This window comes from Bacillus sp. 2175 (assembly GCF_057812155.1).
In genome coordinates, this window is the sequence record NZ_CM173819.1 from 1,644,482 (window position 1) to 1,670,682 (window position 26,201).

23 protein-coding genes and 2 other annotated features are annotated in these 26,201 nt (G+C 34.1%); of the genes, 19 read left to right on the forward strand and 4 right to left on the reverse strand.

Annotation, left to right across the window (positions count from 1 at the left end; genetic code table 11):
* Positions 1–82 precede the first annotated feature (82 nt).
* The gene (locus tag ACXKY9_RS08835; RefSeq protein ID WP_001987122.1) at positions 83–685 is read left to right on the forward strand and encodes a nitroreductase family protein; all 603 of its coding nucleotides are present in this window, start codon (positions 83–85) and stop codon (positions 683–685) included.
* 40 nt (positions 686–725) lie between these two features.
* On the opposite strand, the gene ACXKY9_RS08840 is transcribed toward ACXKY9_RS08835, so the two are convergent.
* Positions 726–896, reverse strand: a complete 171-nt coding sequence (locus ACXKY9_RS08840; protein ID WP_001244279.1) for a hypothetical protein — start codon at positions 894–896, stop codon at positions 726–728.
* A 752-nt stretch (positions 897–1,648) separates the two neighbouring features.
* On the opposite strand from ACXKY9_RS08840, the gene entFM reads away from it, so the two are divergent.
* Positions 1,649–2,929, forward strand: coding sequence for an enterotoxin EntFM (gene entFM / locus ACXKY9_RS08845; RefSeq protein ID WP_000755525.1), 1,281 nt, complete (start codon positions 1,649–1,651; stop codon positions 2,927–2,929).
* Positions 2,930–3,028: 99 nt separating this feature from the next.
* On the opposite strand, the gene ACXKY9_RS08850 is transcribed toward entFM, so the two are convergent.
* Positions 3,029–3,793 carry an alpha/beta fold hydrolase gene (locus ACXKY9_RS08850; protein WP_001194306.1) on the reverse strand — a complete coding sequence of 255 codons (765 nt, stop codon included), beginning with the start codon at positions 3,791–3,793 and terminating at the stop codon, positions 3,029–3,031.
* A 240-nt stretch (positions 3,794–4,033) separates the two neighbouring features.
* On the opposite strand from ACXKY9_RS08850, the gene ACXKY9_RS08855 reads away from it, so the two are divergent.
* From ACXKY9_RS08855 to ACXKY9_RS08885, 7 genes are all read left to right on the forward strand, one after another.
* Positions 4,034–5,794 (forward strand): ABC transporter ATP-binding protein, encoded by a 1,761-nt coding sequence (locus tag ACXKY9_RS08855; RefSeq protein ID WP_000453861.1) that lies wholly within the window; start codon positions 4,034–4,036, stop codon positions 5,792–5,794.
* 85 nt (positions 5,795–5,879) lie between these two features.
* Positions 5,880–6,557 carry an envelope stress response regulator transcription factor HitR gene (gene hitR, locus ACXKY9_RS08860; RefSeq protein ID WP_000612414.1) on the forward strand — a complete coding sequence of 226 codons (678 nt, stop codon included), beginning with the start codon at positions 5,880–5,882 and terminating at the stop codon, positions 6,555–6,557.
* Positions 6,554–7,627, forward strand: a complete 1,074-nt coding sequence (gene hitS / locus ACXKY9_RS08865; RefSeq protein WP_001231621.1) for an envelope stress sensor histidine kinase HitS — start codon at positions 6,554–6,556, stop codon at positions 7,625–7,627. The genes hitR and hitS overlap by 4 nt, the downstream gene beginning before the upstream one ends.
* Positions 7,628–7,916: 289 nt before the next feature.
* A complete protein-coding gene (locus ACXKY9_RS08870; protein WP_000818979.1) occupies positions 7,917–8,636 on the forward strand; it encodes a 3-ketoacyl-ACP reductase in 720 nt (239 codons plus the stop codon).
* Positions 8,637–8,926: 290 nt separating this feature from the next.
* Positions 8,927–9,799 (forward strand): aminoglycoside 6-adenylyltransferase, encoded by an 873-nt coding sequence (locus ACXKY9_RS08875; RefSeq protein WP_001258538.1) that lies wholly within the window; start codon positions 8,927–8,929, stop codon positions 9,797–9,799.
* A 120-nt stretch (positions 9,800–9,919) separates the two neighbouring features.
* On the forward strand, positions 9,920–10,747 hold the full coding sequence (locus tag ACXKY9_RS08880) for a peptidoglycan-N-acetylglucosamine deacetylase (protein WP_000291223.1): 828 nt from the start codon (positions 9,920–9,922) through the stop codon (positions 10,745–10,747).
* Between the two features lie 69 nt (positions 10,748–10,816).
* Complete coding sequence (locus tag ACXKY9_RS08885; protein WP_000271092.1) at positions 10,817–11,155, forward strand: SdpI family protein; 339 nt, start codon at positions 10,817–10,819, stop codon at positions 11,153–11,155.
* 47 nt (positions 11,156–11,202) lie between these two features.
* On the opposite strand, the gene ACXKY9_RS08890 is transcribed toward ACXKY9_RS08885, so the two are convergent.
* Positions 11,203–11,811 (reverse strand): NUDIX hydrolase, encoded by a 609-nt coding sequence (locus ACXKY9_RS08890; protein ID WP_000141381.1) that lies wholly within the window; start codon positions 11,809–11,811, stop codon positions 11,203–11,205.
* Between the two features lie 81 nt (positions 11,812–11,892).
* Between ACXKY9_RS08890 and ACXKY9_RS08895 the strand changes: the two genes are divergently transcribed.
* The gene (locus ACXKY9_RS08895; protein WP_000402136.1) at positions 11,893–12,531 is read left to right on the forward strand and encodes a pyridoxamine 5'-phosphate oxidase family protein; all 639 of its coding nucleotides are present in this window, start codon (positions 11,893–11,895) and stop codon (positions 12,529–12,531) included.
* 385 nt (positions 12,532–12,916) lie between these two features.
* Positions 12,917–13,148 (forward strand) — a binding site (T-box leader).
* A gap of 114 nt (positions 13,149–13,262) precedes the next feature.
* Positions 13,263–13,494 (forward strand) — a binding site (T-box leader).
* A gap of 137 nt (positions 13,495–13,631) precedes the next feature.
* Here ACXKY9_RS08895 and ACXKY9_RS08900 read toward each other — a convergent pair.
* Positions 13,632–14,825: an IS110-like element ISBth13 family transposase gene (locus ACXKY9_RS08900; protein WP_000499523.1), complete on the reverse strand. Its 1,194-nt coding sequence runs from the start codon at positions 14,823–14,825 to the stop codon at positions 13,632–13,634.
* 403 nt (positions 14,826–15,228) lie between these two features.
* Between ACXKY9_RS08900 and ACXKY9_RS08905 the strand changes: the two genes are divergently transcribed.
* The 9 genes from ACXKY9_RS08905 to ACXKY9_RS08945 all read left to right on the forward strand — a co-directional run bounded on the left by ACXKY9_RS08905 (position 15,229) and on the right by ACXKY9_RS08945 (position 26,109).
* On the forward strand, positions 15,229–16,524 hold the full coding sequence (locus ACXKY9_RS08905; protein WP_001066899.1) for a homoserine dehydrogenase: 1,296 nt from the start codon (positions 15,229–15,231) through the stop codon (positions 16,522–16,524).
* A complete protein-coding gene (gene thrC / locus ACXKY9_RS08910; RefSeq protein ID WP_000276439.1) occupies positions 16,517–17,575 on the forward strand; it encodes a threonine synthase in 1,059 nt (352 codons plus the stop codon). Before ACXKY9_RS08905 ends, thrC begins: the two co-directional genes overlap by 8 nt.
* The gene (thrB, locus tag ACXKY9_RS08915) at positions 17,572–18,465 is read left to right on the forward strand and encodes a homoserine kinase (RefSeq protein ID WP_000612105.1); all 894 of its coding nucleotides are present in this window, start codon (positions 17,572–17,574) and stop codon (positions 18,463–18,465) included. The genes thrC and thrB overlap by 4 nt, the downstream gene beginning before the upstream one ends.
* Positions 18,466–18,596: 131 nt before the next feature.
* Positions 18,597–18,806, forward strand: coding sequence for a DUF6366 family protein (locus ACXKY9_RS08920; protein ID WP_001031481.1), 210 nt, complete (start codon positions 18,597–18,599; stop codon positions 18,804–18,806).
* Between the two features lie 207 nt (positions 18,807–19,013).
* On the forward strand, positions 19,014–21,317 hold the full coding sequence (locus ACXKY9_RS08925; protein WP_000738151.1) for a glycoside hydrolase: 2,304 nt from the start codon (positions 19,014–19,016) through the stop codon (positions 21,315–21,317).
* 320 nt (positions 21,318–21,637) lie between these two features.
* Entirely contained in the window at positions 21,638–22,639 is a 1,002-nt protein-coding gene (locus ACXKY9_RS08930; protein WP_002100920.1) for an LCP family protein, read from the forward strand.
* Positions 22,640–22,804: 165 nt separating this feature from the next.
* The gene (locus ACXKY9_RS08935) at positions 22,805–24,052 is read left to right on the forward strand and encodes a hypothetical protein (protein WP_001174860.1); all 1,248 of its coding nucleotides are present in this window, start codon (positions 22,805–22,807) and stop codon (positions 24,050–24,052) included.
* 12 nt (positions 24,053–24,064) lie between these two features.
* Entirely contained in the window at positions 24,065–24,754 is a 690-nt protein-coding gene (locus ACXKY9_RS08940; RefSeq protein WP_000036070.1) for a response regulator transcription factor, read from the forward strand.
* Positions 24,751–26,109: a sensor histidine kinase gene (locus ACXKY9_RS08945; RefSeq protein WP_000824531.1), complete on the forward strand. Its 1,359-nt coding sequence runs from the start codon at positions 24,751–24,753 to the stop codon at positions 26,107–26,109. The genes ACXKY9_RS08940 and ACXKY9_RS08945 overlap by 4 nt, the downstream gene beginning before the upstream one ends.
* Positions 26,110–26,201 lie beyond the last annotated feature (92 nt).

Here is a 26,201-nt window from a genome sequence, read left to right on the forward strand (position 1 = left end):
ATAAGCTTATTAATAATAAGTTTGAGGGGCGTAATATGATATATACATATAAAATAGCCTCAATTGAAAATTGGAGGGAATTATGATGGCAAAAGATTTTTACTCAGCAATTGAAGACAGAAGATCTATTTATGCAATTAGTAAAGAGCAAGTAGTTTCTGATGAGAAAATTCAAGAAGTGATTTATCATGCTGTAAAACATACACCTTCAGCTTTTAATTCTCAAAGTGCTCGCGTTGTTGTTTTATTAGGAGAACAACATGATAAATTATGGGATATTACGAAAGAAACGTTACGAAAAATTGTACCTGAAAATAACTTTGCACCTACTGAAGAAAAAATGAATGCATTTAAAAGTGGTTATGGAACGGTTTTATATTTTGAAGACAGTGAAGTAGTGGAAAGCCTTCAAGCTAACTTTGCATTATATAAAGATAATTTCCCAACTTGGTCTCAGCAATCATCAGGAATGTTACAATTTGCAATTTGGACAGCTTTAGAAATTGAAGGGTTTGGTGCTACGTTACAGCATTACAATCCGCTAATTGATGAAGAAGTGAGAAAAGAGTGGGATGTTCCAGAGAATTGGAAACTTATTGCACAAATGCCATTTGGTAAACCGGTAGTACATGCTGGTGAAAAAGAATTCCAACCGCTAGAGGACCGTGTGAAAATTTATAAATAATTTAAAAAGGTGAACAGGAATATAACCTGTTCACCTTTTTTTATACGTAATAAGGGTTTTTTTGTCCGGCATTTTTCATCTGATTTTTTAATTCGTTTTTACGTGTTTCAATAGCTGATACTTTTTGTAATGTTATCATTGAAACGAATTGAATAAAAGCATAGTATAGCTCTATGTTTTTTTGTATTGGATCATCTATTATATTTCTCACAAATATGCCTCCTCTTTTTATTCCAATAAAACTCCGCATTAATGGGCAGCCCGAGTGGTGAGGGTTAATAATTAGCGGAGGATGTATAAAACCCTTCCTGATTAAAGTTTCATTTTATAAGGGAATGAAACTTTAATTAATTCGCTAAAATTCTTGTTTATTAAGATATGTATATAATACTATAAATATCCTATAAATATCCTATAAATTCCATTATAAGAAAAAGAGAACAGTTGATATAGTGTGTGTTTTCTTTAAAGGAGAAATGGCTTTTGTGAAATAAATCTTACAATTCGTCAAATTATTTCAAAATTGTAGATAGTATAGAAATTTAGTTTTCTAAAAATATTATACTATTGATAAATAGAGTGATTTTTGTCATGATGAAAGTATACTTCATGTAAGGAGCTTTATAAGGAAATACATACTTGAGTTTGTATTAGGTTAATAGAATTTTTTATAATAGATAGAAAAGGGATATTTTATATTAAAATATTAAATAGAATGTCGAATTTTCATGCGATATATAAGAAATTTGAAAAAACCATTGCAAAAACACTGTGTTTAATGATAAAGTTCACATGAAGTTCACACGGATTTCACTTTGTTCATTTAAAATGAACTCTGTGTGAAAAATAAAACTCTTGCTAAAAAATGGAACTGGATGAATATTTTACTTTGATAATATTGTAAAGTATTAAAGTTTTAGTTTTTTTTAAGAGGATAGTAGGGAAAGGAAGTAAAGACAACTTATGAAAAAAGTAATTGCAGGTTTAGCAGCAGCTTCTGTAGCTGGCGTTGCAGTTCCAGGAATGGATTCTGCTCATGCACAAGTTTCAAATGAAGCGCTAAAAGAAATTAATGGACAAACTCAAACTCAAACGACTGTAACTGAAACAAAAACTGTAGAAACAACTTCTGAATTAAAATACACAGTAACTGCTGATGTATTAAATGTTCGTTCAGGTGCTGGTACAGGACATAACGTTATTTCTAAAGTAAAATCAGGCCAAGTGCTACAAGTAGTTGGACAAGAAAATGGTTGGTTCAAAGTAAACGTAAATGGTCAAACAGGTTATGTAAGTGGTGACTTCGTAACGACTGGTGGCAAAACAGGAACGACTGTTCAACAAGGAACAGGTACTTACACAGTAAACGTTTCTTCACTTAACGTACGTACAGGCCCAAGTACATCTCATACAGTATTAGGTTCTGTAAACAAAGGTAAAACAGTACAAGTTGTAGGTGAAGTACAAGATTGGTTTAAAATCAACTTCAATGGTGGAACTGGATACGTAAGCAAAGACTTCGTAACAAAAGGTGGTTCTGCTGTATCTAACGAAACACAACAACCAACTACAAACAACAATACTACAACAGTTCAAACTGGTGGTTCTTATGTTGTTAACACTGGTGCTTTAAAAGTACGTACAGGCCCAGCTACATACAACGCTGTAATCGGTGGAGTAACAAATGGTAAAGTATTAAACGTTACTGGTGCTGAAAATGGTTGGTACAAAATTAACCATAACGGCCGCACAGGTTACGTAAGTGCAGACTTCGTTAAGTTTGTAAAAGGCGGAGTAAACAACGTTACAAATAACAATAATGTTACAAATAACGTTCAACAACCAGGTAAAGACGTACAAAAACCAACAACAGGTGGAGATACATCTTCAATCGCTGGATTCGCTAGATCTTTAAATGGTTCACCATACAGAACTGCTGGTACAACACCTGCTGGTTTTGACTGCAGTGGATTCATTCACTACGTATTAAATCAAACTGGTCATAAAGGCGCTCGTCAAACAGTTGCTGGATACTGGAGCTCTAAAACAAAAACTAGCAATCCACAACCAGGTGATTTAGTATACTTCCAAAATACTTATAAATCAGGTCCTTCTCACATGGGTGTTTACTTAGGAAACGGTCAGTTCATTAGTGCAGAAACAGATGCAACTGGTGTACGTATTAGTTCTGTAAGTAACTCTTACTGGAGCAAGCACCTATTAGGTTACACAAAAGCATACTAAGAAAAAGTAGTTTTATATACTTTTCGTATAGAGAAAAGGCTTTCCAAGGAAACTTGGGAAGCCTTTTTATAGTTGAATAAATTGGAAGTTTAATAGTTTTTATTTTAACTTTCCATTTAAAAATCGATCATATAAGTCATGGAAATAGTTAGGACGAAATAAGTTCGCTGCATGTCCCGCTAACGGTATTTCCTTATATAGAACGTTAGGCAAAATAGATTTCAAATCAAATAGACAAGATTTATAGAGATGATCATGCTCTCCCATTACCCATAGTATAGGGTGAGGAAGTGATTTTAATTTAGATTTTAAATCGAATTCTAACCGATGTCGTAATGACTGGGCAATTATGGATGAATGTAATTGTAATCCGAAACGGTAGTAAATATTTCTTGAAATGACTGCGAACGGATTTGCTTTTAATATACCGCTTGGAAAAATAGTATTTGCGTATTGAGAGAGCCATTTAGAGTATTCATCTCCTCGCTTCTCCCAAAAATTTTGAAATACATTATATAAACGAGAAGGGTTATTGTAATGTCCTCCAATATGACAAATACTTAATACCTTTTCTGGATGCATTTGTGCAAAAATTGTAGAGATGTAACAGCCGTAACTTAGCGCACAAATATGTGCTTTTTTAATACCTTCTTGTTCATATAAGTTTAATAATTGATCTACGAGGCGCTGTAATGAAAAGTCGATTGCTTCTCCTTTATCATCACCGTGACCTAATAAGTCATAAGTTATAATGTTGTAGGAGGCAGAAAATCGTTTTTGCTCTTTTTTGAAGGCGCGACGATTGCCAACTAATCCATGAATAAAAATAATTGTTTCCTTTTCAGAATGTATATTTGTTTGCAAAAAGGATACTCCTTTCACTAACTGGAGATTTATATCGTGTTTTAAATTATTTATCTATAATTTACATAGAATAATATTAAGTACCAGGTAATAATATCAGATGTTTATATCTGTTGTAAAGATGAGTTTTTATGTATATTTTGTAAAAATAGAAAAAGTGTGTTTACATTCAGTTTACATTTGTATCGTATTCTAATTTTAGAAAGAACAGTTTTGTTTAACATGAGGAGATGAACAGGAATGGAAGTTAGAAATGAAATAAAGAAAAAAGGGAGTTGGAGGCAGTTTTTACGCCTTATTCAAGATACAAATCCTCCGAAAGGAATTTTAGTTTTTGCGTTGTTAATGAGTTTGCTTTCTACGGGAGCGAGTTTATTTATTCCTATGCTGACAAAAGGATTAGTAGATAATTTTTCGCTTTCTTCAATTAGTGCAGGACAAATTGTTGGGTTAATTGCTTTCTTTGTAATGCAAACTATTGCGGCAGGGTTGTCTATATATTTACTAAATTATATTGGGCAGAAGATTGTAGCGGGACTAAGAGAACGTTTGTGGAAAAAGGTACTTATCTTGCCGGTATCTTATTACGATCAAAATAGAACAGGTGATACGATTAGCCGTATGACGAATGATACAGGTGTTGTGAAAACGTTAATTTCTGAGCATTTGTCAAACTTATTAACAGGTGGTATTTCAATTGTTGGATCGTTAATTGTATTATTTGTTTTAGATTGGAAAATGACTGCGTTACTTTTAACGGTTATTCCGTTGTCTGTGTTAATTTTAGTTCCACTTGGACGAAAAATGTATAAGATTTCAAAAGCACTTCAAGATGAAACTGCATCTTTTACAAGTGTGTTAACGCAAGTGTTATCAGAAATTCGTTTAGTGAAATCTTCAAATACAGAAAAGAGAGAATATGAAACGGGTAATACAGGTATACAAAAGTTATTACAATTTGGTTTGAAAGAAGGAAAAGTGCAAGCATTAATTTCGCCAGTTATGTCGTTTGTTTTAATGGCACTACTTGTTATTATCGTAGGGTATGGCGGGATGCGAGTTTCTAGCGGTGCATTAACAACCGGTGAACTTGTAGCGTTTATTTTGTATTTAGTTCAAATTGTAATGCCAATGAGTCAATTATCTATGTTCTTTACACAATTCCAAAAGGCAATTGGTGCAACGGAAAGAATTAGTACGATTTTAGAATATGAAGTAGAAGATCATGAAACTGGTGTGAAAGTGACAAATGCTAAGCAACCGATCGTTCTTGAAAATGTACATTTTGAGTATAACGAAGAAGAGCAAGTTTTGAAAAATATTGATTTCACAATTGAATCTGGAAAAGTGACAGCGATTGTAGGACCAAGTGGTAGTGGGAAAACAACTTTATTCTCATTATTGGAACGTTTTTATGAGCCAACTAGTGGCGCCATTAAATTAGGGGAAGAATCAATTACGAGTTATTCATTACAGTCATGGCGACGTCAAATCGGTTACGTATCACAAGATAGTCCGTTAATTGATGGAACAATTCGTGATAATATTTGTTATGGCGTCGAGGGCGAAGTAACGGATGAAGAAATTGAAAAAGTAGCAGCAATGGCATATGTTGATGCATTTATTCATGACTTACCAAACGGTTATGCAACAGAAGTTGGAGAACGCGGTGTGAAGCTTTCTGGGGGACAAAGACAGCGAATTGCCATTGCCCGAGCGTTACTTCGAAATCCGCAAATTCTTATGCTAGATGAGGCGACTTCAAGCTTAGATAGTAAATCTGAGTCTGTCGTTCAAAAAGCGTTAAATAACTTAATGAAAGGCAGAACAACGTTAGTGATTGCGCATAGACTTTCTACTGTTGTAGATGCAGATAAAATTGTCTTTATTGAAAAAGGGAATCTTACAGGTAGTGGTACGCATGATGAATTATTACAGACGCATGATATGTATCGTGAGTTTGCAACGCAGCAATTGAAAATTAAAGAGGGTGCATTATAAAATGAATCATCAGTGGGATTTTACTCCACTGATGATTCATTTTTAAACAATATATTAGATGCTAAGTAGAAAGGAAATGGTTCCTTTGATACCTAAAATTTTAATAGTAGATGACGATCCACACATTAGAGAACTCGTTTCTGTATTTTTAGAACGAGAAGGTTTTCAAACATATGAGGCAATTGATGGAGTAGATGCACTTCAGAAAATGGATGACGTAAAAGTCGATATGGTTATTCTTGATATCATGATGCCAAATATGGATGGATTTGATGTATGTTTTGAATTAAGAAAATACTATGATATCCCGGTTCTGATGCTAACTGCCAAAGGGGAAACATCACAAAAAGTAAAAGGATTTCACCTTGGGACAGATGATTATCTTGTAAAACCATTTGACCCTATAGAATTAGTAGTGAGAGTAAAGGCATTATTGAAACGTTACCAAATTACAGTTTCCCAATCGATTCAAGTTGGAAATGTATTATTAAATCGTAAAACATTCGAAGTTACATCTGGAGAACAAACGGTTACATTACCGTTAAAAGAATTTGAGCTGCTCTTTACTTTAGGGTCTAAATCGGGAAGAACTTGTTCGAGAGAGCAATTAATTGAAGAAATATGGGGATATGATTTTGAAGGGAATGAACGTACACTAGACGTTCATATTAATCGGTTACGTGAGAAGTTTCAAGAAGAGCAGTCGAAATTTAGTATTAAAACAATAAGAGGATTAGGGTATCGCTTAGAGGTAAGTAAATGAGAAAAAGAAAACGAATGAGTAAGTTGAAGATGCTGAAAGTATTTGGAGCGGTATTAGCGCTCTTTTCTTTTCTTACTATAATTTGGTCTATCGCATTTTATGTAGCAACTAGTATATTGAATGCTTTTGACGTAAACGTATCGCCGTTTGTTGCTTTTCTAATTAGTGATATGGTCGGTTTTGTCTTTATTATTCTTATTTGGACATTGATTGGAATATTAATGAGACCAAAACGAGAGGCGATGATTTGGACTATTATTGAACCGATACAAAAAATTGCAAAAGGAGACTTCTCCGTAAAAATAAGAAATGAAGAAAAGTATGATGGTGAAATTGGCGTGCTCGTAAAAAGTATAAATGATATGACAGATGAACTGAATACGATGGAGAAAATGAGACAAGAGTTTGTATCGAATGTTTCTCATGAAATACAGTCACCGTTAACTTCTATAAAAGGATTTGCTAGAGCACTACAAGACGATAATCTTTCTGAGGAAAAAAGAAAGCATTATCTTACCATTATTGAAACTGAAACAACGAGATTATCTAAACTAAGTCAAAATTTACTAAAGCTAACTCTTTTAGAATCAGAAGAGTATACACCAGAAAGAGTGAGCTATCGATTAGATCAACAATTAAAGCAAATTGTGTTAAATAGTGAACCACTCTGGGCTGAAAAAGAAATTGAGTTAGAACTAGATTTAGAAAAAGTATATGTTATTGCTGACCAAGAAAGTATGAGTCAAGTGTGGATTAATTTAATTCATAATAGTATTAAATTTACTCCAAGCGGTGGTACGATTACTATTCAGTTAAAGGAACATGAGACAGTAGTGGAAGTGCGTATCCGTGATTCAGGAATTGGTATATCAGAAGAACAGAAACAACATATTTTTGAGCGTTTTTATAAAGCGGATTCTTCACGAAATCGTGCCTATGGAGGAAGTGGCTTAGGTTTAGCTATTGTAAAGAAAGTACTTGACCTTCATCAAGGAGAGATAAAAGTGGAGAGTGAGGAAGGAAAAGGTACTGAATTTATTGTGCGTATGCCGAATCATGAAGAGAAATAGTGTTAGAAGGAGAACCTTCTAACACTATTTCTCTTTAAAAATGCATTTACTGTTACTGCAATTATATTGAAAAGCTTTTCCTTCGCTTTTCATACTCATACACTCCCCTATGCTGGATTTGTTTTTATTTTACATGAATAATGGTAAAAAAATGAAACTTATAAATAAAAACTTTCTATAGTTACCTACAAGTAACCTACGCACATGAAAGTGCATCATTGCCTTTTTACATAAACATAGATACAATTTTAATATAATACATAACTGAGATGATTAAGGAGTGTTATACTTGGCAGAATTATTACAAGGTAAAAATGCTTTAATTACAGGAGCAGGTAGAGGGATTGGTCGCGCTGTAGCAATCGCATTAGCGAAAGAAGGCGTAAATGTAGGCTTATTAGCTCGTTCAGAAGAAAACTTAAAAGCTGTAGCAAAAGAAGTAGAAGCAGAAGGTGTAAAAGCTGTTATCGCAACTGCTGATGTTTCTTCATGCGAAGAAGTAACAACTGCGATTGAAACGTTAAAAAATGGTTTAGGATCTATCGATATTTTAATTAATAACGCTGGTATTTCTAAATTCGGTAAGTTTTTAGAACTAGACGTTGCTGATTGGGAAAAAATCATTCAAGTAAACTTAATGGGTGTATACTATGCAACTCGTGCAGCTTTACCGAGCATGATTGAACAACAATCTGGTGATATCATTAACATTTCATCTACAGCAGGACAAAAAGGTGCACCTGTAACAAGTGCATATAGTGCTTCTAAATTTGGTGTCCTTGGCTTAACAGAATCGTTAGCGATGGAAGTTCGCAAACATAACATTCGTGTAACAGCTTTAACTCCAAGTACAGTAGCAACTGATATGGCTGTAGATTTAGGATTAACTGATGGAAACCCTGATAAAGTAATGCAAGCAGAAGATATTGCAGAATTTATCGTAGCGCAGCTGAAATTAAATAAACGTACATTTATTAAATCTGCTGGGCTTTGGTCTACTAATCCATAGGAATTAAATTTAACTTTAAAAGAAGGGATATCTATTCTGTAAGGGGTAGATGTCCCTTCTTTATTTTTTGTATTCGAGACAGAATTTTCGGTATAATTAAAAGTGAATGGTAGAAAGCATTGGGAAATTGAAAGGGATGGCAGTTGTAAAAGAGTGATGTAAGGAGGAAAAAGGGATGAAAAAGAAGTTTCAAAAATTATAACATGTATCGTGTATAACGAGATTAGCTCGTGGACCTCCAATATACATAACACTATATTATATATTAAAAAATTGGAGGATATAAGTAGATGAGAACTGAAAAAGAAATGTTAGACGTAATTATAAATATAGCAAAAGAGGATGAAAGAATTCGAGCAGTTATCATGAATGGATCGCGTGTAAATCCAAATGTGAAAAGAGATTGTTTTCAAGACTATGATATTATGTATGTTGTAAATGATATACAATCTTTTACGTCTAATCATAATTGGGTTCATAGATTTGGAGAAATAATGATAGTACAAATGCCAGAAGAAATGTCGTTAGTTCAACCAGATGAAGATGGGAAGTTTCCATATTTAATGCAGTTCATGGATGGGAATCGGATTGATTTAACGCTAGTTCCAGTTGAGTTAATAAAAAAGTTCGTTGGACAAGATAGTTTAAGTAAACTGCTTCTTGATAAAGATAATTGTATGGAAGGATTCCCGCCAGCAAGCGATAAAGATTACTTAATAAAAAAGCCTACAGAAAAAGAGTTTTTGGATTGCTGTAATGAATTTTGGTGGTGTAGTACGAATGTGGCAAAAGGGCTATGGAGAGAAGAGCTTTCTTATGCAAAAGGAATGCTTGAAGGACCAGTGCGAGATATGTTCATCGTAATGCTAGAATGGCATATTGGTATGAAAACAGACTTTACAGTTAATACAGGGAAGTTTGGAAAGCATTTCGAGCAATATATTGAAGAAGATATGTGGGAGCAATTTAAAAGGACATTTTCTAATGCAGAATATGAAAACATATGGGAGTCATTCTTTGTCATGGGTGATTTATTTAGGGAAGTGGCGAACGAAATCGCTAACACATATGAATATCAATATCCGCAAGATGAGGATGATAAAGTGACGAACTATTTAAAACATGTGAAAGCTTTGCCGAAAGATAGTACATCGATGTATTAATAATATAAAGCAGCAAGACTGTCCTAATTAAGGACAGTCTTATTTTTTGTTTATGAATAACAATTTCTCTAACAAAGTGCAGAGGAATCACATATGAAAAATTAGGGAGGTTTTTTTATCATGTATTATTTTTATTCGCCACAAATGTTTGCTCCATATCAATGGGGACTAGAACGAGATGTTTCGTATGCTTATATGCCATATAACTCATTTTATTATGGAGACTATATAAGTTCATTGCCATACGCATATATCCCTCAAAACTATGAAGTACAAATGAAAGCATATGAGCGTGGATCGTGGACACCATTTTCGTGGGTCGAAAAATATGCGTACGCATTTTCAGGACCGTATAATAAAGCGGAAGTCGCTCTTACATTTGATGATGGACCAGATTTAGAATTCACGCCAAAAATATTAGATAAGTTAAAACAACATAATGTAAAAGCTACTTTTTTCTTACTTGGTGAAAACGCAGAAAAATTTCCGAACGTAGTAAAGCGTATTGCAAATGAAGGGCATGTAATTGGTAATCATACGTATAGTCATCCGAACTTAGCGAAAGTAAATGATGCTGAGTATCGTAATCAAATAATAAAAACGGAAGAAATATTAAATCGTTTAGCTGGTTATGCACCGAAGTTTATACGTCCGCCATACGGTGAAATACTTGAAGAGCAATTGAAGTGGGCAACAGAGCAAAATTTTATGATTGTACAGTGGAGTGTTGATACAGTTGATTGGAAAGGTGTAAGCGCTGATACGATTACAAATAATGTATTAGGGAATTCATTTCCAGGAAGTGTCATCCTTCAGCATTCAACACCAGGTGGGCATTTACAAGGATCTGTAGATGCACTAGACAAAATCATTCCGCAGTTAAAAACGAAAGGGGCACGTTTTGTAACACTTCCAAGTATGTTCCACACATCAAAAGAAAGAAATTGAATGTGTTATAAATTTGAAAAAAGGGTCATGTCGTATAATGAAGGTGTAAGTTAGGAGGGGATATAATTGATGTATGCACTAATAAACATAGGAATGAGTATTTTAATAGGTACTATATTTATACTTGCGGCAATTGTTCTTCAAAAAAATCCACCGACCGATATTAATGCGGCATATGGTTATCGTACGAAACGATCTATGAAAAATAAGGAATTATGGGATGCGGGTAACAGGTATAGTGCAGAAGTGATGAAGCAAAACGGATTCATCATGATGTTAATTGGAAGTGTTATTAGTATACTGTTTAGATATCCACATACAATAATAGCGATTATGGTGGTTATGCTGTTATTAATTATTCTTTTATTTATACAAGTAGAGAATAAATTAAAGATACTTGAACAATAATAAAAAATAGGACTCTACGCAATATTATGCTAAGAGTCCTATTTTATTTATAAACTATTATTTTTTAATAATTCTTTTCCTTTCTCTATAACAAATTCATAGTATGCAAGATCATACGGATAAATATCTTCAAATGTTATTGTAATTGGTTTATTGTTTAAAACAGAACTAGCTGTAAAAGATGAAATTTCACCATTTAATAGTTGTAGAAAAGAAGTTGCATGTACTTTCATCACATCGTCTACTTCTTCACCTGGTGCGAATGGAAGTGGATTGATGACATTGTGAAAATACATATGACAAAATTCACGATCAGTAAGATTTGAAATTTCATAATCTATTTTAAAGATTCCTTTGTATACTAAATCAGTAGTTTGAAAGGAAAGCCCCAATTCTTCTTCGATTTCACGAAGACCACCAATTTGTACATCTTCATCATGCATAATATGTCCAGCTGAAGTAATATCCCATATAAGTGGAGCTTCTTTTTTATTTTTAGAGCGTAATTGGAAATATAAGAATATATCTTTAGCATCTTTTTCTACAAACCAACAATGAAATGTTTCGTGCCAATCACCGTCACGATGCACTTCATCGCGTAATTTCTTCCCAAGTGTATTTCTTTCAGAATCAAATATTGTTAACCACTCTGTCATTTTAATTCCCCTTTCTGCAAATTTTATTATACAATATTCGTATTGAATTTTGGGAAAATAAAGAAAAAGGGGCGATTATAAGTGGAGATAGAGCGTATGGAAATAAAATCGATTATTTCAACAGAGGAAGAGTTACGGAAAATATTGGGGAAACCAAGTGAGCGAGCATTGAAAAAAGTTATTTCATCATTAGACCACCATTGTGTAGATTTCCTTTCTAAATCTCCTTTTCTAGTATTATCTACTGCAAATAAGTTGGGGGAGTGTGACGCCTCGCCGAGAGGAGACGCACCTGGATTTGTATACGTACTCAATAATAATAAAATTATCATTCCAGAAAGGCCAGGAAATCGTCGTATAGACTCCATTTTGAATATTATTTCAAATCCACGTGTAGGACTACTCTTTTTTATTCCAGGTCTTGGGGAGACACTTAGAATAAATGGCCGAGCGTATATTACAAACTATGAAGAAATTTTGAAAGAAATGCAGGCGAATGGACGTAATCCGTTGCTTGGAATTGTTGTTGAAATAGAAGAGTGTTACATTCATTGTGCAAAAGCGTTTATTCGTTCGAAGATATGGGATCCAGAATCTTGGTTAAATAAAAAAGAGTTACCTTCAGCAGCAAAAATGTTGTTAGAGCATGCGAAAGTGAATGCTTCAGAAGAAGATGTTGCACGTTCTTTAGAAGAAAGTTATACAAAAAGATTGTATTAAAAATTTTATTGATATAATTTTGTAAGGTGAGTATGTACGGGTTTTAGAATGGGGATTTATCCCGCATTAACGGGCAGTAACACCCCTACCTCAAAATTCAGCGAAAGCAAAGAAGTTAGGTGGGGATCAACTGCCCGTAAAAGCCCGATTGGTGAAGGCTAATAATCAGTGGGGATGAACAAAATCCCCACTGATTATTAGCCTTCACTTTATATATGAACCGTTGATTTATTAACTGGAGAAATGACAAAATAGGTAAATTGAGTGGCAGTTGCATAATGCTATTGTGAAATATAATAAAAAATCATTTTGAAAATAGTTAGTAAAAATAGGCTTGCTTTTTAAAAATTTGATAACTATAATAAGTTAACAAATAGACATGAACGAAAAAGTAATGATAAGGACACGAAATCATTTTTACGGTTTACAGAGAGGGAAGCCAAGGGTGTGAGCTTCCTAACACGAGAAATGATTTTACCACCTTTGAACTTCAATAGTGAACGAGTAATCTAGTAATTATTGGCGGTATCAGCCGTTATCTGAACTTGAGCAATCTAGAAGGAGATACGTCTAGATTGGAACAAGGGTGGAACCACGAAAACACATTCGTCCCTTTCCTAGGGATGAGTGTGTTTTTTATGGTATAAGAGATTGAAAATTTAAAATAATTAAAAAATAGTATTGATTTTGTTTTTTATGCGAGTATAATGAGTTAACAAATAAACATGAACGAAAAAGTAACGATAAGGACACGAAATCATTTTTACGGTTTACAGAGAGGGAAGCCAAGGGTGTGAGCTTCCTAACACGAGAAATGATTTTACCACCTTTGAACTTCAATAGTGAACGAGTAATCTAGTAATTATTGGCGGTATCAGCCGTTATCTGAACTTGAGCAATCTAGGAGGAAATACGTCTAGATTGGAACAAGGGTGGAACCACGAAAACACATTCGTCCCTTTCCTAGGGATGGGTGTGTTTTTTTACTTTGAAAGACCAACTATGAGAAGTCAAGGGGAGTTTTTTATATAAATAGGGGGTGTTTTTCTAAAAAAGGGCGTGCCAAATAAACCTAAGGATTTTCAAAAAAAATGAAAAGGTCATGTTTCTGTTGTGTGAGGTGGTACTTCATAAGGCTTATTGCTTTTAAGAATGGCATAGATAATGTAACACAGCTTTCTAGCTACCGCCCCTATACAAACATAGTAGTGCTTTCCTTGCTTTCGTTTCTTTTCATAAAAAGCTTTTAATACAGGGTCATGTTTATGCGCTGTAATAGCCGCTTGGAATAAGGCTCTACGCAAATGAGAAGAACCACGTTTGGATATAGACGTACCTGAGGCTTCAAATTGTCCAGATTGGGACACAGAGGCATCAATGCCTGCGTAAGCGACAAGTTTAGATGGTTTGTCAAAGCGGTGAATATCCCCAATTTCACTTAGTATAGTGGCTCCTAAAATGGGCCCAACACCAGGTATTGTCATGATAGGAGTATCTAAATCAATTAAAAGTTGTGACATTTCTTCTTCACATTCTTTGATTTGATCTTCGATAAAACGAATTTGTTCCATCAACATTTTTAGTTGGAAGGAAAAAGCGTCTTTACAGAAGGTAACACCAAACGAATTAGAGGCTAATTCCATTAGCTTGTTGGCTGTTTTCTTCCCCAGTCGATTACGACTGGTTTGCTCAATTATTTGTGTTAAATCATCAATAGATATCTGTTCATAGTCACTAGGAGAGGCATATTCAAGTAAGATTTGCGAAGAAGTTTTACCAAAAACATCCGAAAAGATGCTTTGGTACTCTGGGAAAGTCTGATCTAATACGACAAGAGCTTTTCGTTTTAAATCACTCATATTACTTACAAGCGCATTACGAAAGCGGCTCATTTGTTTTAGAGCGAACATTTTCTCGTCCACAAGTGGGGTTTCAACAAAACGGCCGAATCGAATGATATCGGCAATCATAGTGGCATCAATGGCGTCTGTTTTTCGCTTTCTAATTTCTGTTCCTTTTCGCCAAGCATTGGTTTGAATTGGATTTAATACAACGACTGAGAAGCCATGATCAAGTAGAAAAGAATAAACGGCTAACCAATAATGTCCTGTTGCCTCCATTCCAATCAGTATTTCTGTAGGAGACTCAATATATTGGTACATCCAATTTAACAGTGCTTGTCCGCCTTCTTTATGATTCTGAAAGGGAAATGGCTTAGTAATAGGTTTTCCAGTTTGGTCGATAATGGACGCATAATGTTTATGTTTAGCGATATCAATACCTAAATAGAACATAGCTTACACCCCTATTTTAATCAGTGTTAGATAGTGTTGTCCTCCTCTGAACTAATAAGCGCTACTACCTCGTAAGAGATACGAAGAATGACCAATGGTCATCAACATCCAACTCATTCGTAAACTACTTATTAGACAGAGGTACCATTCTTTCAACCGAATACAAAGATTCAAGGAGGTGGTCGGCAACACTCTATCTACAAATATAAGTATCTCATATAACTAGATACTCACGGGTTTATAGGTAAATCCCTTTCCTAAAAAACCTAACTTTATCATACGAGGAGGTGCGGTAATATGAAACGATTTATAAGTACGGAAATAACCACCACCTGCATGACAAAAAAGCAGAGTAAGGTGATTTATAGATGTAACAATTAAACTTTTAGGAGGAGATTAGAAGATGAATAACGTTATAAATGTTGGGGTATTAGGTTTAGGTACGGTCGGAAGTGGTGTTGTTCATATTTTGAAAGAACATTATAAAAAAATCGCACTTGATACAGGATACGAAGTGAAAGTGAAAACAGTCGTTGTACGTGATTTGGAAAAAGAACGCGATGTTTGTATTGATGGAATTGCAGTAACAAGTCATGCAGATGAAGTTCTAAATGATTCAAATATTGATATTGTAGTAGAGGTAATGGGCGGAATTGAAGAAGCAAAACAGCATATTGTTAAGGCTTTACGAAATAAAAAACATGTCGTAACAGCAAATAAAGATTTAATGGCTGTATATGGTGCAGAGCTTCTTCAACTGGCGAACGATAATGATTGTGATTTATGTTACGAAGCGAGTGTAGCGGGCGGTATTCCAGTGTTAAGAGGACTAACTGATGGGTTAGCATCAGATCAAATTGAAAAAATAATGGGAATTGTAAATGGTACAACAAATTATATGTTAACAAAAATGAGTCAAAATGGATGGTCTTATGAAGAGGCTTTACAGGAAGCACAAAAATTAGGCTTTGCAGAATCGGATCCGACAGCAGATGTAGATGGACTAGATGCGGCGAGAAAAGTAGCAATTCTTGCAAACTTAGGTTTTTCGATGAATGTTTCATTAGATGATGTGCAAGTAAGAGGGATTCGAAAGGTCGAAAAAGAAGATTTACAAATGGCTGAAAAGTTAGGATTTACTATGAAGTTAATTGGTAAAGCTGAAAAACAAGGACCAGCCATTCATTTAAGTGTAGAACCGACGCTTTTACCGAGCCAGCATCCATTATCAAATGTGAATAATGAATTTAATGCGGTGTATGTCCATGGCCAAGCGGTAGGAGAAGTGATGTTTTATGGACCCGGAGCTGGGAAGTTACCGACTGGTTCTGCTGTAGTAAGTGATATTATTTCAATCGTTAAAAATATGAATCAAGTTCCGAAAAATAAAAGTGCGTTAAAAGAACCAGTTCCTTATGAATTACAAGGTGATGAAGAAGTAGTTTCGAAATATTTCTTACGCATTTCATTACAAGATGAGCCTGGGATGTTGCAAAAAATAACAGAATGTTTCGTTAATTATTCTGTAAGTTTAAAAGAGGTTATTCAATTACCTTTAAACCGTGAACTGGCAGAAGTCGTTGTTGTGACACATCGAACTTCCAAGTATCAATTTGAACGAGTTTTAGAAGCGATAGAAGCTGTCGCAAGTGAAATAAACAGTTACTACATTATTGAGGAGGAAAAACAATATGTATAAAGGACTATTAAAACAATATGCGTCTTATTTACCGGTGAATGAAAATACACCTGATGTCAGCTTAATGGAAGGAAACACACCACTTATTCCATTATTAAATATATCAAAACAATTAGGGATTCAGCTATATGGTAAGTACGAAGGAGCGAATCCGACAGGTTCTTTTAAAGATCGTGGTATGGTCATGGCAGTTGCTAAGGCGAAAGAAGAAGGTTCAGAAGCAATCATTTGTGCATCAACAGGTAATACATCAGCGTCAGCTGCAGCATATGCGGCACGTCTTGGGATGAAATGCATTATCGTAATACCAGAAGGAAAGATTGCACATGGAAAATTAGCGCAAGCGGTCGCTTATGGAGCTGAAATTATTTCAATAGAAGGGAATTTCGATGATGCGCTTAAGGCTGTAAGAAATATTGCTGCAGAAGAGCCGATTACGTTAGTAAACTCAGTAAATCCTTATCGAATTGAAGGGCAAAAAACAGCAGCGTTTGAAATTTGTGACCAATTGCAAAATGCACCAGATGTTCTAGCTATCCCTGTTGGGAATGCAGGGAATATTACAGCGTATTGGAAAGGCTTCTGTGAATATGAGAAAGAAAAAGGTTATAAAAAGCCAAGAATTCATGGCTTTGAAGCGGAAGGAGCAGCTGCAATTGTAAAAGGGCATGTAATTGAAGAGCCTGAAACAATTGCAACAGCGATTCGCATCGGTAACCCAGCAAGTTGGTCGTATGCAGTAGAGGCTGCCGAGCAGTCTCGTGGTGAAATAGATATGGTATCAGATGAAGAAATTTTACATGCGTATAGGTTATTAGCAAAAACTGAAGGAGTTTTCGCTGAACCAGGATCAAATGCTTCATTAGCCGGCGTAATTAAACATGTTCAATCTGGGAAAATCAAAAAGGGAGAAACAGTTGTTGCGGTATTAACTGGAAATGGTTTGAAGGATCCTGATATCGCTATTTCTTCAAATCAACTAGACATCGCAAGTGTGTCAAATGATATAGAACAAATTAAAGATCATATTAAAGGGGTGATTATGTCGTGATACCATTTAGCGTTCGTGTCCCTGCTAGTACGGCGAATGTTGGTCCTGGATTTGATTCAGTTGGAATAGCTTTGTCATTGTATTTAGGTGTGGTGGTTAAAGAAAAAGCTGATAAATGGCAAGTAATCCATTCCTTTGAAGAATCAATACCGACAGACGATAAAAATTTAATCGTTAGCACGGCATGTAAAGTATGTCCTTCTATATCACCCCATATAATAGAAGTTACTAGTAATATCCCATTAACGAGAGGGCTAGGAAGTAGTGCATCAGCGATTGTAGCTGGGATAGAGCTTGCGAATCAACTAGGCAATTTGAACTTAACTGCTGATCAAAAAGTTCAAATTGCTACAAATTTTGAAGGACATCCTGATAATGTTGCTGCTTCTATATTAGGTGGAACTGTAATTGGAGCACTTGATGGAAAGGATGTTTCCGTCGTAAGAATTGAGAGCAAGGAATTGGGGGTAATTTCTCTCATTCCGAATGCAGAATTAAATACAGATGAAAGTCGATCTGTATTACCAAAGATGTTTCCGTTTCATGAGGCAGTTAAAGCTAGTGCGATAAGTAACGTATTAGTAGCTGCATTATGTCAAAAGCGGTGGGAAGTTGTAGGTGAAATGATGGAGAGAGACCATTTTCACGAACCATATCGTTTAGAACTCGTACCATTATTACCATCTATTCGTAAATGCGCAAAAGAATTTGGTGCGTACGGCACAGCACTTAGTGGTGCGGGGCCATCTATTTTTATATTAACGCCATATGAGAAGCGTCAAGAAATCGCTGAGCAATTAGCGAGAGTATTTACAGATATGAAAGTATGTGAGCTTGAAATCGACCATAAAGGTATTATTGTAAATAAGGAAGAGCATATTGGATCGTAAAGAAAGCTGGCATGGCTAGCTTTCTTTACGTTGCAAACCTATTTTAAATTAGGTTTTTTCGGAAAAATATAAAACAAATGTTGATTTTGAATAATGTAAGTAAAGAGTGCATTCATTTTGGAGGTGATTAAATGAATAAAGAGTCACCAGAAGAAAAAAGAGAGCGTATGAGACAAAGTGAATTAAAAAGTAATCCTACGGGTTCTTTACGTGACGGACTCAATAGAGCGGAAACGGGTAGTCCAGTTGATATAGCAGGCGGTATGAATCGGAAAGGTACAGGAATAATCATTTTAGTACTACTTTTAGGATATATTGTATACACTTATTTTTTCAGTTGAAGAATGCTTGTTAAAATTTTGATTTGTTTAGTTTCATAATTGTTGAGAAAAAATGTAGTTACTGTATTACATATTTTCTAAGCGAATTATAGTTGTTCATATCAACTTTTAATACTCCAAACAGAGCTAGCAAAATGCTAGCTCTATTATTTTTTGCCACATTCCTGTAACAAAGCATCTGTATATTCATTGGTGGAGGTGCAGAGGATGAAAAAAATGATAGCGATATGTCTTCTTACAACTATGTCGTTTTCGACTTTAGTCGGTTGTGACGTAAAAGGTAGTAATGCTGTACAAGAGTCTAAAATAAAGAAAGCGACGTATAAAGATTTTACTTATGATGTAAATCCAGAAACATTCACATTAACTGTAGAACATGAGGGGGCAAAGGAACAGGCATCACAACCCCTACCGAAAATGAAGGTATCGAATGTAAAAAAAGAAAAGGATCGTACATCGTGGGAATATCCAGATCAAAAAGTAAAAATAAAATTAGAAAAGAAAAAAGACCACTTAAACATTGAAGTGGAATCGACTGGTGCAGAAAGCTTTACATGGCCGAAAGTAGAAGCTGAAAATTATACACTTCCGTTATGGGAGGGTAAGCAAATTCCGAGCAATGATGAGAATTGGAAGAAGTTTTTAAAGGATGATGCATATTCATTTGCTGAATCATTTTCTATGAAGTTTTTCGCATTAAATGGTTCGAGATATTCAATTGTATATATTGCAACGAATATGTTTAATAATGAATTGAAATTTCATTCGGATCCGAAAATAGGATTTGATTTTACACATGAATTTCCGAGCATAAATAAAAATAAAACATATGGATTTCAATTATATGTGACAAATAATGATGCGGTAAGCATTGCTAAACTGTATAAGGATGATATTGTTCGAAAAGGTGAATTTAAAACATTACAAGAAAAGGCTAGAAAAAATAAAGAAATCGAAAAGTTATATGGAGCGGCGCATTTTTATTTTTGGAATCAAAATGGTTTATTAGAAAATAATATAAATTGGCCAAAACTAAGGGAGCAAATAAATAGCCCGCTGTTTAGTCATATAAAAGAACTTATTCAAAAGAATAGTTCCGAGCCTGGGGAACTGAATGTATTGGATCAAGTAAGTAAACAAGATTTCATTGATAAGTATCAAAAAAATGTTATTTTACGTTATATAAACGAAGTATTATCGATGAAGGAATTTTATAAAGAGGATATTTTTCAAAACGTTAATCAGGAAGCTAGTGTGCTATTAAAGAAAGGTGTAGGTCACTTAACGAATACAGAATTGTATAGCTTAAATAAGCATTTATTAAAGTCGCTACTTGGTGATGCGGTTGAAGAGGTAAGTAAATGGGGTAATGCAGATGGAACGGATATATTAAAGGAAATGAAAGAGGCAGGAATAGAAAAAGCGTGGATTGGTCTGCCGAACTGGGAACAAGGATTTATGCAACCTAATTTCGTGACAAAAGCTAAGGAAATGGGGTATTTAGTTGGTCCGTATGATTCGTATCATTCCATTCACGAAAAAAGTGATAAAAATTGGAACACAGCATCCTTTAATGACCCGTCATTATACGAAGAGGCTACTGTAACGAAGAAAAACGGAGAAAAGGTGCAAGGCTTTTTAGGAAGAGGTCGCAAGTTAAATCCGACTTTATCGCTGCCTAGTGTAAAGGAACGCATGAATGATATATTACAAAATGGTCCTAAATATAATTCATGGTTTATTGATTGTGATGCGACAGGTGAAATTTACGATGACTATTCAGCGAAACATATAACGACACAAGAGCAAGATTTAAAAGCACGTTTAAAACGAATGGACTACATTGCGCAAGAAAAGGGTATGGTCGTTGGTTCTGAAGGCGGAAATGATTTTGCTAGTAGTACGATTGCATTTGCACACGGAATTGAAACACCTGTTATTAAATGGGACGATGAAGATATGCGGAAAAATAAAACAAGTCCGTATTATGTCGGTGGATATTGGTCACCAAATCAAAATGTGCCTGAAAAATATGCAAAACAAGTACCATTGAAAGAAGAATATAAACAAGTATATTTAAACCCAGTATATTCGGTACCATTATATAAATTAGTATACAATGATTCCGTTATTACAACGCATCATTGGGAATGGGGAAGTTTAAAGGTAAAAGATGAAGTTGGAAATCGAATGCTGTCTGAATTATTGTATAATGTTCCTCCGTTGTACCATTTAGATGAAGTAGAGTGGAATAAGCATAAAAAAGAAATTACAGAGCATCTAAAAGTTTGGAATGAAGTTCATGAAAAAGCAGTAAAAGAAGAGATGACGAATTTTGCGTATTTGTCAGAAGATAAGCTAGTACAATCTGTTTCTTATGGAAAAGATATTAAAATCATTGTGAACTTCTCAAATGAAGACATGGAAGTAGAAAAAACGAAAATAAAAGCAAAGTCGGCTTACATTGATAATCAGGGGAAGAAAAGTGTGTATACGCCGTTTGAGAAATAATAAAGTTAAATATACTGTATTCATAGAGATTTTATAATTAGCTGGATTCTTTATTCATATCGTTTGTTAGGAAAAAGACATTCTAATTTAAAATGAAAGAGTTAATAAATTTGTAAATCCGTATGTTGCGAAGTGCTAAATTTTTGAAATTGGTAAATAGTGACTTGCCAAAAATAAGTACGAGAGTATAATGTGAAATGGAATACGTATTGGGTTTAAGTAGTAACCTTACAAAATTGTAAGGTTAGTGAAAGGAAATTCAATATGAAGATAAATAGACTTACATTATACTTGGTAAAGAGAAAGAGAGGCGAATGGGTATGAGCTCTGAATTAGAACAAAATACGAGAAGTAATAAAAAGCGTTCTAAAAGAAAGTCAATGAAATGGTTCATATTAATTCCATTTTTCCTACTTATTTTTGGAGGAGTAGGATATGGTTCGTTTATATATAATAAAGCAAAAGCTGTTGTAAATGATGCGTATGCAAAAATTGATAAGTCATCAAAGCGTGATAAAGAAGTTGAACCTTTAAAGGATAATATTTCAATATTAATCATGGGTGTAGATGGAAGTGAAATGAGAAAAAGCCAATATGGCGAAGCAGTTCGAACAGATGCACTTTTATTAGCAACAATTAATAAAGATGATAAGTCTGTTAAGCTAGTAAGTATTCCACGTGATTCACGTGTTTACATTCCAACTAGAAAAAAACTAGATAAAATTACTCATGCTCACGTATTTGGTGGCGTAGAAAGCACACGTGATACGGTGGAAAGATTTTTAAATGTCCCTGTTGATTATTATGTGAAGTTTAACTTTGAATCATTCGTACAAATTGTCGATTCAATTGGTGGTATTGATATTGATGTACCAGTTACTTTCACTGAACAAGATAGTAAAGACCAAGCTGGTATGATCCATTTAGAAAAAGGTTACCAACATTTAAATGGAGAACAAGCACTTGCACTTGCAAGAACGCGTAAAATTGATAGTGACGCAATGCGTGGACAGAGACAGCAACTTGTAATAGAAGCAATTGCTAAAAAAGCGATGTCTGTTCAATCAATTAGCAAAATGGGCTCTTTACTGGATGCGGTTGATAAAAACATGAAAACGAACTTAACATTTGACGATATGCTTGCTATTACAAAAAATATGGCAGGATCTAATTTGGAAATGGAAAAAATGCAAATAGAAGGTACAGATAAACGTATCGGTGGTATTTATTATTACATTCCAAATGAAAAAAATGTAAAAGACATTTCCAAAAAATTAAATGATCATTTAGGTGTAACGCCAAAATCAGTCCGAAACGAATAATAAAAAAAGATTGGCTTTTGCCAATCTTTTTTTATGGGAATGTATTTGTAACTTTTCTGTAACGATTTTTTAGTTTAGAAAAATTATACTCATATGTATGAGTATAATGGATAGGTAAAAAAGTAAAAGGACATATTCAAAATTTGTGGTAAGGAAAGATATCATATGCAGAAATGGTTAAGCATGATGGGAATTATCTTTATATTGACTGGATGTAAAATGTCTGAGGCTCCAACAAGTCTAATGGAAGCTCCTACAAATGAAAAATGGATTAATGAATTAAAGGAACAAATTGATAAAGATTTACCTGTTAATTATCGCTTACTTACTCCAATGTCTAACAAAGATAAACAGATGATTTGGTCAATGAATTTTAAACAAGATAATAAGAAAGAAGCCATCTTATTTTATAAATTGCCGAATGAAGATCATAGCGTATATTTAGCCGTATATGAAGAAATCGGAAATGGCTGGAGAATAAAGTCCACACATAAATTTGATGGTGGAGATGTAGATATCGTTGAAGTCGGTGATTTTACAGGGAACGGGAAGAGAGAGTTGTTAATCGGAATCTCTGTAAATCGTGAATCGTTAGAACATGTTATGTATGTTTTTTCGGAAGAAAATGAAGATATGAAGGAAATATATAATCGAAGTTATACGAAGTTATTCATAGAGGATCTAAATGAAAATGGACTGAAAGATATAAGCCTTGTTACATTTGAAAAAGATGAGAAGCTGACAGTTGAGTTCATGGAACAATTTAAGACTTTATCTGAAGTGTCATACGATCCATTTATAAATAGTATTCAAAGAATACAAATGGGTCGTATATCTAAATCACTAAAGGCGGTGGTAATTGATGCAGGAGTTGGCGCTCATTCAGGTATAACTTATGTAGCAAAATTTGATCAGGATCATTATGAAGTATTACCTATAGATGGGAAAGAAGATTTATTTAATGAATATGTTGTAGAAAGTAAAGATGTTAATGAAGACGGCATTATTGAATTTGTTCGTACTGTACGTCCAAAAGGTTGGGAAGATAAATCACATGGTGATAGTCCGCTTTTTGAACGTTACATACAGTGGAGTGAATCTGGAATTAAACCAATTGAAGAACGATATATAGATATAGAAAAAGGGTATTATGTGAAAATTCCTAAAGAGTTAATAGGGAAAATTACAATACCAGATCAGCAAAAAGAATCAAATTCTCAAAAGTTTTTGGATACAAGAACAAATGAAATATGGCTTGAAGTTCATATTTTTAAGCGGAAAGAATGGTTCAATATAAAAGGCTACAGCGCAGCAATTAAAACAGCTTCTCACGTATATGCAGTACCGAAGCAATCGAAATTTGAAAAAGTGAAAGCATATATAAAACCGCTAGCGGATTATCAACAAGAGTAGGAGGTGGGAATTATGTCAAAAATTTTAGTTTTAGAAGATGAATTAACAATCCGTAGCTTTATTGTTTTAAATTTAAAACGTGCTGGATTTTATGTAATAGAAGCTACTACTGGAGAAGAAGCGTTACAGATTTTGAGTGAACAAACTGTTGATATAGCACTGCTGGATGTAATGTTACCGGGGATTGATGGTTTAGAAGTTTGTAAGGCTATCAGGAAAGAAAATAAAAAAATGGGTATTATTATGTTAACCGCACGTGTACAAGATGAAGATAAGGTGCAAGGACTAGGAATAGGTGCAGATGATTATATTGCAAAACCGTTTAGTCCAGTAGTATTAACTGCACGTATACAGTCTTTATTAAGAAGAATAGAAGTACATGAAGAAAAAACGAATATTGTTACGTCAGGTCCATTTTCGTTAAATATTATAGAAGAAAGATTGTATAAAGATGGACAATTAGTCGATTTAACACCTACAGAGTATATGATATTACAGTATTTAATGAATCAGGCTTCAAAGCCAGTTTCGCGTGATGAAATTTTAAATATGATTTGGGGAACTAATTACGTAGGTGAAACGAAAGTAGTAGATGTAAATATGAGACGGTTACGTCAAAAAATAGAATGTAATCCATCAGAACCTGAATTTATTCTTACGGTGTGGGGAAAAGGATATGTGTGGAAGGAAAGTATAAGATGAAACGGAAAGTGACTCTATATTTTATGACGGTCATTACACTTATGCTTGTATTATTTGAAGTTGTATTTTCAGTCTCAATTTATCGATACTATTATAATGGTATTGTGCAATATATAGAGTCTCATGCGAAAACGAGTACACGTTTTTTTTCAGAATACAATTCACTATACTTTATTCGATTACAAGAATATAGTGGTGACATAATTAGTAGCTTTCAATTAGAAGGAACAGAATTACAGTTAATTGATCGTCACGGCTCGGTTATACAATCTTCAAGTGGTGAAAAGGTAGAAGGTAAAGTGAATATTCCACAATCATTATTAGAAGGTGAAATGTATAATCAAGTTACTACGAAAGGTAATAAAAAACAACTAGAGGTGCTAAGCCCACTTATACATCAAGGACAAACTATTGGTGTTTTAAAATACACGACTGTTTTAACAAATGTAAATAAAAAGATTATTGAAATTATTACGTTTACTATTTCTGTAGGTATTGTTATTTCGGGAGTTGCCTTCTTAATTAGTAGACGTTTGGCAAATTCATTTGTTGAGCCAATTGAATCCATTATTCAAGCCTCTTCACAAATTGCAGAAGGCACATTAAAGCAAAAAATTAAAGAAGATTATCCTGGAGAATTAGGTGACTTGGCACATAGTTTAAATTATATGGCCTATAAAATAGATAAGGCTGAGCAGATGAAAAATGAATTCATTGCTTCTATTTCGCACGAAATACGAACGCCTTTAACAGGAATTAAAGGTTGGAGTGAGACGTTAAAAACAGTAGATCATTTAACAGAAGAAGAAATAAAGCAAGGTATGGGCATTATTTCAGGTGAGACAGATAGGTTAATTCATTTAGTAGAAGAATTGCTAGATTTTTCAAGATTACAATCAAATCATTTTAATTTATATAAACAAAAGGTGCAATTGTACGATATACTAGAGGAGACGATTTGGCAATTAACTCCTAAATCGGAAGAGAAGGAAATTCAATTTATTACTACTATAGACCGAATTGAATTGATGGGAGATCGAAATAGGCTAAAGCAAGTTTTCTTGAATATTGTTCAAAATGCAATTAAGTATTCACATGAAAAAAGCACAATACACATTGAAGCGACTAAAATAGAAGGACAAGCAGTGATTAAGGTAAGAGACGAAGGTATTGGAATTGCTAAAGAACATTTACCATATATTGAGCAATCATTTTACCAAATTAATAATCATGCTGCAGGTGCAGGTATTGGTTTAGCTATCGTTAAAAAAATGGTAGAGCTTCATGGCGGTGCGCTTAGTGTTACAAGCAAAGAAGGAATAGGAACAACAATTTTGATAAAACTCCCATTATAATACAAATAAAATCTATTTATATGGTGAAATAAAAATAAATAGATGTATAATTATATTGGGCGATTTATATATAAGATTAATAGGGAGAGGAA

Coding starts and splice junctions, on each gene's coding strand:
- ACXKY9_RS08945 (WP_000824531.1), top strand. CDS start 24,751: ATGAAACGGAAAGTGACTCTATATTTTATGACGGTCATTACACTTATG.
- ACXKY9_RS08935 (WP_001174860.1), top strand. CDS start 22,805: ATGCAGAAATGGTTAAGCATGATGGGAATTATCTTTATATTGACTGGA.
- thrC (WP_000276439.1), top strand. CDS start 16,517: ATGTATAAAGGACTATTAAAACAATATGCGTCTTATTTACCGGTGAAT.
- ACXKY9_RS08940 (WP_000036070.1), top strand. CDS start 24,065: ATGTCAAAAATTTTAGTTTTAGAAGATGAATTAACAATCCGTAGCTTT.
- ACXKY9_RS08905 (WP_001066899.1), top strand. CDS start 15,229: ATGAATAACGTTATAAATGTTGGGGTATTAGGTTTAGGTACGGTCGGA.
- ACXKY9_RS08875 (WP_001258538.1), top strand. CDS start 8,927: ATGAGAACTGAAAAAGAAATGTTAGACGTAATTATAAATATAGCAAAA.
- ACXKY9_RS08890 (WP_000141381.1), bottom strand. CDS start 11,811: ATGACAGAGTGGTTAACAATATTTGATTCTGAAAGAAATACACTTGGG.
- ACXKY9_RS08880 (WP_000291223.1), top strand. CDS start 9,920: ATGTATTATTTTTATTCGCCACAAATGTTTGCTCCATATCAATGGGGA.
- ACXKY9_RS08885 (WP_000271092.1), top strand. CDS start 10,817: ATGTATGCACTAATAAACATAGGAATGAGTATTTTAATAGGTACTATA.
- ACXKY9_RS08835 (WP_001987122.1), top strand. CDS start 83: ATGATGGCAAAAGATTTTTACTCAGCAATTGAAGACAGAAGATCTATT.
- hitS (WP_001231621.1), top strand. CDS start 6,554: ATGAGAAAAAGAAAACGAATGAGTAAGTTGAAGATGCTGAAAGTATTT.
- entFM (WP_000755525.1), top strand. CDS start 1,649: ATGAAAAAAGTAATTGCAGGTTTAGCAGCAGCTTCTGTAGCTGGCGTT.
- ACXKY9_RS08920 (WP_001031481.1), top strand. CDS start 18,597: ATGAATAAAGAGTCACCAGAAGAAAAAAGAGAGCGTATGAGACAAAGT.
- ACXKY9_RS08930 (WP_002100920.1), top strand. CDS start 21,638: ATGAGCTCTGAATTAGAACAAAATACGAGAAGTAATAAAAAGCGTTCT.
- ACXKY9_RS08855 (WP_000453861.1), top strand. CDS start 4,034: ATGGAAGTTAGAAATGAAATAAAGAAAAAAGGGAGTTGGAGGCAGTTT.
- ACXKY9_RS08925 (WP_000738151.1), top strand. CDS start 19,014: ATGAAAAAAATGATAGCGATATGTCTTCTTACAACTATGTCGTTTTCG.
- ACXKY9_RS08900 (WP_000499523.1), bottom strand. CDS start 14,825: ATGTTCTATTTAGGTATTGATATCGCTAAACATAAACATTATGCGTCC.